Raw genomic sequence first — 6,185 nt, forward strand, 5'->3', positions numbered from 1 at the left:
TCAGTGCAGGTGCACCCGGCGGCCGGACACGTGCTCGGGGTGCAGCCGCACCAGCACGTCGCGCACGCCGCCGGCCCAGGTGCGTGGCGGCGCGCCCACCAGCTCGGTGGCGTCCTGCGGGCTCGTGCGACCCCGCACGGTCACGTTCCAGCCGTGCTGGTCCAGCTCGGCCTGGTGCGACGTGGCGAACGCGACGTCCTCGTGACCGTCGGCCAGCTGTGCGAGGAAGCTGTCGGCGGACGTGCGGAAGATGACGTCACCGTCGCGCACCACGTAGTTGACGGGCACCAGCTGCTGCCCGTCGTCGTCCACGAACGCGACCATGCCCACCGTGCGCACCGCCAGCAGCTCGAGGCACTCCGCCGCGTCGATCGGCCTCAGGTCTCCTTGCTGCATGCTCTCCACTCCTCCCGGTCTCCCCTGATCTCCCCGTGTCCCCCCAGTGTGCGCCTGTCGTGGGTGCACACGCCGACCCGTCGAGGCAGCACACTGTGCTCATGCGCGCCGTCGTCTGCCACCAGCAGCAGCTCCAGCTCACCGACGTCCCCGATCCCGTCCCCGGCCCCGGCCAGGTGCTCCTGAAGGTGCTCCGGTCCGGCATCTGCGGTTCCGACCTGCACGCCCGCGTGCACGGCGACGCGACCGCCGACATGGCCGGCGAGGTGGGGTACGACCACTTCATGCGATCCACGTCGTCGGTGGTCATGGGCCACGAGTTCGTCGGCGAGGTCGTCTCGTACGGCCCGCGCACCCACGGGCGCTGGAAGCCCGGGACGCGCGTCGTCGCGCTGCCGCTGCTGGAGACCGCCGACGGCCTGCACATGACCGGCCTGAGCGAGCACGCCCCGGGAGGCTACGCCGAGCAGATCCTCGTGTCCGAGGCCGTCACCTTCGAGGTGCCCGACGGCGTCGACGTCGAGCACGCCGCCACGACCGAGCCGCTCGCCGTGGCCTGGCACGCCGTGCGCAAGGGCCAGGTCGGCCGCAAGGACGTGGCCGTCGTCATCGGCTGCGGGCCCATCGGCCTCGCGGTCATCCTCATGCTCAAGGCCTCCGGCGTGCGGACCGTGGTGGCCAGCGACTTCTCCGCCGGACGCCGTGCGCTCGCCGAGCGCTGCGGCGCCGACGTGGTGGTCGACCCCGCCGTCGAGTCGCCGTGGGACCGCTTCGAGTCCGACAAGCGCTACCTCACGTCGGCCCCGGACTTCATGGACCTCGGCCTGAGCACCATGAAGAAGCTGCGCGCTGTCCCGTTCCTGCCCTGGCCCCGGGTGTTCCAGGCCGCCGAGAAGCTGGGTGCCCTGCCCACGGGACCGGTGGTGTTCGAGTGCGTGGGCGTCCCCGGGATCCTCGAGCAGATCATCACCGCGGCGCCGCTGCAGTCGCGCATCGTCGTCGTCGGCGTGTGCATGGAGCCCGACACCTTCCGCCCCTCGATGGCGATCAACAAGGAGGTCGAGCTGCGGTTCGCCTTCTGCTACGACCCGGCCGAGTTCCACGCCACGCTGCAGATGATCGCCGACGGCAAGGTCGACCCCTCACCCCTGATCACCGGGACGGTCGGGCTCGACGAGGTCGCGGACGCGTTCGGCTGGCTCGCCGACCCCGAGCAGCACGCGAAGATCCTCGTCGACCCGAGCCGCTAGGCGATCGTCGGTCGCTACGGCGCCTCAGTCGGCCGGGGCAGGGTGAACGGCACGCTGGGCGGCGCCCACTCCTCCTTGCCGAGCCGGGTCATGGGCGCCAGCAGGTCGAAGGCGGGGTGGCCCTCGACGAGCACGTGGTCGGCGACGCTGAACAGCAGCACCTCCGCCAGCACGAGGGTCGAGTCACCCAGCTCGGTCGTCGAGTGCAGGCGGCACTCGATCGCCGCGGGCGAGTCGCGGACCCGACGCGGCGTCACGAGCTCGCTCGGCTCCGTCTCCAGGCCCAGCGCCTCGGCCTCGTCGACACCGTGCTCGTAGGGCGCACTGCTGCCGTTGACCGCCTCGGTGAGCGGCTGGGTGGCCAGGTTGACCACCAGCTCCTTCGTCTCCAGGACGTTGCGCAGCGTGTCCTTGCGGCCCACGGAGGTGAACGCCAGGATCGGCGGGTTCGCGCACGCGACGGTGAAGAACGAGTGCGGGGCCAGGTTCCCCCGGCCCTCGCCGTCGACGGTGCTGATCCACGCGATCGGTCGGGGCACGACGAGCGCGGTCATGAGCGGGTAGGGCTGGACGCCCTCGTCACCGACCCGCAGGCTGGTGCGGTTCACCGGGCGATCGAGGCGACGTCGATGACGGCGCGGTAGCGCACCTTGCCGTCGACGACCTTGTCGTAGTAGTCGCCCACCTGGTCGGCGTCGATGACCTCGACGGTGGCGGTGATCCCGTGCTCGGCGCAGAAGTCGAGCATCTCCTGGGTCTGGGGGAGGCCGCCGACCATCGAGCCCTCGAGCGCACGGCGGAACGAGAGCAGCGAGAACGCGCCCATCTCCAGGCTCTCGGTCGGGGCGCCGAGGTTGACCATGCGGCCACCGCGGTCGAGCAGACCCAGGTACTGGTCGAGCGGGACGGCCGCGCCGACGGTGTTGAGGATGACGTCGAAGGAGCCGCGCAGCTTCCGCAGCGCACCCTTCTCCTCCGTGGCGACGTAGGCCTTGGCGCCGAACTCGAGGCCGTCGTCCTTCTTCGCGTCGGTGCGGCTGAGGACGGTCACGTCGGCACCGAGGGCGGCGGCGATCTTGACGGCCACGTGGCCGAGCCCGCCCATGCCGATCACGCCCACGCGGGTGCCCTCGGTGACACCGTGCCGCACGAGCGGCGCGTAGGTGGTGATGCCCGCGCACAGCAGCGGGGTGGTGGCGGCGAGGTCGACGCCGTCGGGGATCTTCACGGCGAAGTGGTCGCGCACGACGACCTGCTCGCTGTAGCCGCCGTACGTGATGGCGCCGTCGTAGTCCTTCGCGGAGTACGTCTGCACGACGCCGCGGCTGCAGAACTGCTCCTCGCCGTCGCGGCAGGCGTCGCAGTCGAGGCAGGAGTCCACGAAGCAGCCGACGCCCACGGTGTCGCCGACGGCGTGCGCGGTGACGTCGGAGCCGGTCTCCTCGACGGTGCCGATGATCTCGTGCCCGGGCGTCATGGGGAAGATCCCGCCGCCCCACTCGTCGCGGGCCTGGTGGATGTCGGAGTGGCAGATGCCGGCGTAGCGGATCTTGATCCGGACGTCGTTCGGCTTGAGGTCGCGGCGCTCGAGGTCGACGGTCTCGAACGGCTTCCCGGCCTCGGGGACGGACAGTGCGGCAACGGTGGTGGTCATGGAGTCCACGCTAGGCAGGCGCGGGAAGGTCCGCAGGGCGAGGGCACGTGAGATGACCGACGTACGCGGGCCGACGGTCGCCCAGAGGCCCGGCTCGGCGGTGCCGAAGTGTCGGCACGCCGCCCTACCGTGACGGCATGGACGCACCTGGGGGCGAACGCGCCGACCTGCTCGACTCGCTGCGCAAGCACCGGGCACTGTTCCTCGGTACCGTCACCGGGCTGTCCGACGAGCAGGCCCGCCTCACGCCCACGGCCAGCGAGCTGTGCCTCGGCGGGCTGGTCAAGCACGTGGCCGCCACGGAGGGGGAGTGGGCGCGCTTCGTGGTCGACGGCCCCGCGCCCCAGCCCGACGTCGACTGGGAGAGCATCGACTGGAGCGACCCGCCGCAGGCCGTGCTCGACCGGCAGGACGAGTTCCGACTGCTCGAGCACGAGACCCTGGCCGGCGTCGTCGCGCTCTACGAGCGCACGGCGCTCGCCACCGACGAGCTGGTCGCCTCCGTCGACCTCGACGCGCGGCAGCCCTTGCCCGACGCCCCGTGGTTCGAGGCGGGCGCGTCGTGGTCGGCACGCCGGGTGTTCCTGCACCTGGTCGCCGAGACCTCCCAGCACGCCGGTCACGCCGACGTCCTGCGCGAGAGCATCGACGGTCGCAGGTCGATGGGCTGACCGTGCTCGTCGGCGCCGCGGCACAGGGCGCCGCGGCTAGGCTTCGGGCATGTCGTCGCAGCTGACCGTCGCCGAGGCCGCCGGCCTGCTCGAGGTCTCGACGGCCGAGGTCCACCGGCTCATCGCCACCGGGCGTCTCGATCACCAGCTGGCCTGCTCCGGGCGGTGCGAGCTGCTCGTCAGCCACGAGTCGGTGGTCGCGGTGAGGAGCGCCCGACAGCCCGGCTGAGCCGCGACCTTCGGCCGAGGGGTCGAGCCTTTCGGCCGACGTGGCAGCCTCTGCCCGCGCCTAGCGTGCCGTCATGACTGATCCGTCCGTCACCGAGCTGCGCATGACCGACACCGACCGCGTGTGGACGTTCGTGCTGCTCGGGGGTGGCGGCGGGGCGCTGCTGCTCGTGCTGCCGTGGCTGCTGGACCTGGTCAGCGGGTTCCCCCTCGTGCCGTTCGAAGCGGTGGCGGAGTGGGTGGCCGGCTTCGACGAGCCCTGGGCGTGGGCGGCGCGGCTCGTCGTCGGCGGTCTGCTCGGCTCGGCGCTGGCGGCGTTCGCGATCGCCGACGAGCACCGGATCCTCCTGGGCGACGACCAGCTCGTCGTCGTGCACGGCGGCGACGAGCGCATCCTGCGCCGCGAGCAGGTCGTCGGCGTCCACCGCGACGGCAAGCGCCTCATGATCGACGGCGACCACGGTCGGGTGCTGTTCGACGAGACCCTCGAGGCGCCGCGGGACCAGGTGCGCGAGGCCTTCCTCGCGCACGCCTACCCGTGGGAGTCCGCGTAGCGCTGCCGATCGACCTCCCGATGTGCGAGGGTGCGAACGCCCTGGGTCACCGATCGCGGAGGAGCACGTACCGATGGCCGACTACGTCATCACCGGCGCGTCCGGGTTCATCGGCCGTTCCCTCGCGGAGCGACTGCGTGCCAGGGGCGACTCCGTGCGGGGCATGGACCTGCACGCCGATCCCGCGCACGACGTGGTCGCCGGCGACGTCACGGACCCGGAGTCGTGGAGCGACGTGATCACTCCGGGGGCGACGGTCGTGCACACGGCCGCGCTCGTCTCCAACCTGCCGACGCTGGAGGAGGCGTGGCGGGTCAACACGCTCGGCACGCGGCGGGTCCTCGACGCGGCGGTCTCGCGTGGGGCCGCGCGCGTCGTCTACCTGTCGTCGGTCCGCGCGTTCTCGGACCTCGGCTTCCCCGACGGCGTCACCGAGGACCATCCCCTGAGGCCTGACGGCAACCCGTACGTCGACACGCGCATCGCCGCGGAGCAGGCAGCGATGCAGGCGCACGCGGCCGGCGAGATCGACGTGACGGTCGTGCGCCCCGGCGACGTCTACGGCCCGGGATCGCGCCCGTGGACCCTGCTCCCCGTGCGGATGATCAAGGCCAACCGCTTCCTGCTTCCCGCGATGGGGCGGGGGATCTTCAGCCCGGTCTTCGTCGACGACCTGGTCTCGGGCCTGGTGCTGGCCGCCGACCGCGAGGAGGCGGCCGGCCAGGTGTTCACGCTCAGCGGCGGGGTGGGTGTCGAGTGCCGGGAGTTCTTCGGCCACTACTACCGGATGCTGGGCAGGCGGGGCCCCGTCGTGATGCCCACGGCTGCGGCCCTGGCGCTGGCGACCGCCGCGGCGGGGGTGAACCGGGTGCGTGGCGCCGACGACGAGACCAACACGACCGCGGTCCGCTACTTCTGCCGGACGGGCACGTACTCGATCGACAAGGCTCGGTCGATGCTCGGCTACGACCCCGCCGTCGACCTGGACGAGGGGATGCGTCGGACCGAGGTGTGGTTGCGCGACGTCGGCGAGCTCTGAGGAGCCCCCGACAGGCCCCGAATCGAGTGCACCGACGTGCCGAGCCCTGCAATTGCAGGGAAGTGGCACGCGGTCGAGACGTCAGGAGGGGGGCGGTTTGACCGGACCGGGGAGGGGTCTGTAATGTTCTTCTTGTTGCGCCGCTCGCCGGAGCACGAGGCCGAAAGGCCGCGTGATCGGAGCGCGCACAGCTTGTACCGAAACGGTCAACGCCAGGGCTTTCGCCCGGAGACGGACCGCTGACAACGGCAAGCTTCGGATGGAGACAGCAGCAGCATCGCTTCTCCGTCCACCAGGAAGCCTCTGACTGGCCCATCTCACGGTGTGGTCGTGACAGATGTGCGTCTGATCCTTGAGAACTCAACAGTGTGCCAAAAGTCGACGAGATAATCA

The 6,185-nt window shown here is 71.4% G+C and carries 8 protein-coding genes; 5 read left to right on the forward strand and 3 right to left on the reverse strand.

The genetic code is table 11. The features are described 5' to 3' along the window. Positions 1–396: a pyridoxamine 5'-phosphate oxidase family protein gene (locus RQG84_RS16060; RefSeq protein WP_311210834.1), complete on the reverse strand. Its 396-nt coding sequence runs from the start codon at positions 394–396 to the stop codon at positions 1–3. Between the two features lie 101 nt (positions 397–497). Here RQG84_RS16060 and RQG84_RS16065 point away from each other — a divergent pair, with 101 nt between their 5' ends. Next, positions 498–1,646, forward strand: coding sequence for a zinc-binding dehydrogenase (locus RQG84_RS16065; protein ID WP_311210835.1), 1,149 nt, complete (start codon positions 498–500; stop codon positions 1,644–1,646). 14 nt (positions 1,647–1,660) lie between these two features. On the opposite strand, the gene RQG84_RS16070 is transcribed toward RQG84_RS16065, so the two are convergent. Further along, on the reverse strand, positions 1,661–2,254 hold the full coding sequence (locus RQG84_RS16070) for a flavin reductase family protein (RefSeq protein ID WP_235492830.1): 594 nt from the start codon (positions 2,252–2,254) through the stop codon (positions 1,661–1,663). Further along, positions 2,251–3,300 carry an NAD(P)-dependent alcohol dehydrogenase gene (locus RQG84_RS16075; RefSeq protein WP_055960999.1) on the reverse strand — a complete coding sequence of 350 codons (1,050 nt, stop codon included), beginning with the start codon at positions 3,298–3,300 and terminating at the stop codon, positions 2,251–2,253. The genes RQG84_RS16070 and RQG84_RS16075 overlap by 4 nt, the downstream gene beginning before the upstream one ends. Positions 3,301–3,437: 137 nt before the next feature. Here RQG84_RS16075 and RQG84_RS16080 point away from each other — a divergent pair, with 137 nt between their 5' ends. From RQG84_RS16080 to RQG84_RS16095, 4 genes are all read left to right on the forward strand, one after another. Next, positions 3,438–3,971 (forward strand): DinB family protein, encoded by a 534-nt coding sequence (locus RQG84_RS16080; protein WP_311210836.1) that lies wholly within the window; start codon positions 3,438–3,440, stop codon positions 3,969–3,971. A gap of 49 nt (positions 3,972–4,020) precedes the next feature. After that, positions 4,021–4,200 carry a hypothetical protein gene (locus RQG84_RS16085; protein ID WP_055960993.1) on the forward strand — a complete coding sequence of 60 codons (180 nt, stop codon included), beginning with the start codon at positions 4,021–4,023 and terminating at the stop codon, positions 4,198–4,200. 73 nt (positions 4,201–4,273) lie between these two features. Then, the gene (locus RQG84_RS16090) at positions 4,274–4,753 is read left to right on the forward strand and encodes a hypothetical protein (protein WP_311210837.1); all 480 of its coding nucleotides are present in this window, start codon (positions 4,274–4,276) and stop codon (positions 4,751–4,753) included. 73 nt (positions 4,754–4,826) lie between these two features. Then, positions 4,827–5,792: an NAD-dependent epimerase/dehydratase family protein gene (locus tag RQG84_RS16095; protein WP_311210838.1), complete on the forward strand. Its 966-nt coding sequence runs from the start codon at positions 4,827–4,829 to the stop codon at positions 5,790–5,792. Positions 5,793–6,185: the final 393 nt, after the last annotated feature.

This window comes from Aeromicrobium sp. WCS2018Hpa-31, assembly GCF_031843905.1.
In the GTDB taxonomy this organism is placed as follows: domain Bacteria; phylum Actinomycetota; class Actinomycetes; order Propionibacteriales; family Nocardioidaceae; genus Aeromicrobium.

Coding starts and splice junctions, on each gene's coding strand:
- RQG84_RS16090 (WP_311210837.1), top strand. CDS start 4,274: ATGACTGATCCGTCCGTCACCGAGCTGCGCATGACCGACACCGACCGC.
- RQG84_RS16065 (WP_311210835.1), top strand. CDS start 498: ATGCGCGCCGTCGTCTGCCACCAGCAGCAGCTCCAGCTCACCGACGTC.
- RQG84_RS16085 (WP_055960993.1), top strand. CDS start 4,021: ATGTCGTCGCAGCTGACCGTCGCCGAGGCCGCCGGCCTGCTCGAGGTC.
- RQG84_RS16075 (WP_055960999.1), bottom strand. CDS start 3,300: ATGACCACCACCGTTGCCGCACTGTCCGTCCCCGAGGCCGGGAAGCCG.
- RQG84_RS16080 (WP_311210836.1), top strand. CDS start 3,438: ATGGACGCACCTGGGGGCGAACGCGCCGACCTGCTCGACTCGCTGCGC.
- RQG84_RS16060 (WP_311210834.1), bottom strand. CDS start 396: ATGCAGCAAGGAGACCTGAGGCCGATCGACGCGGCGGAGTGCCTCGAG.
- RQG84_RS16095 (WP_311210838.1), top strand. CDS start 4,827: ATGGCCGACTACGTCATCACCGGCGCGTCCGGGTTCATCGGCCGTTCC.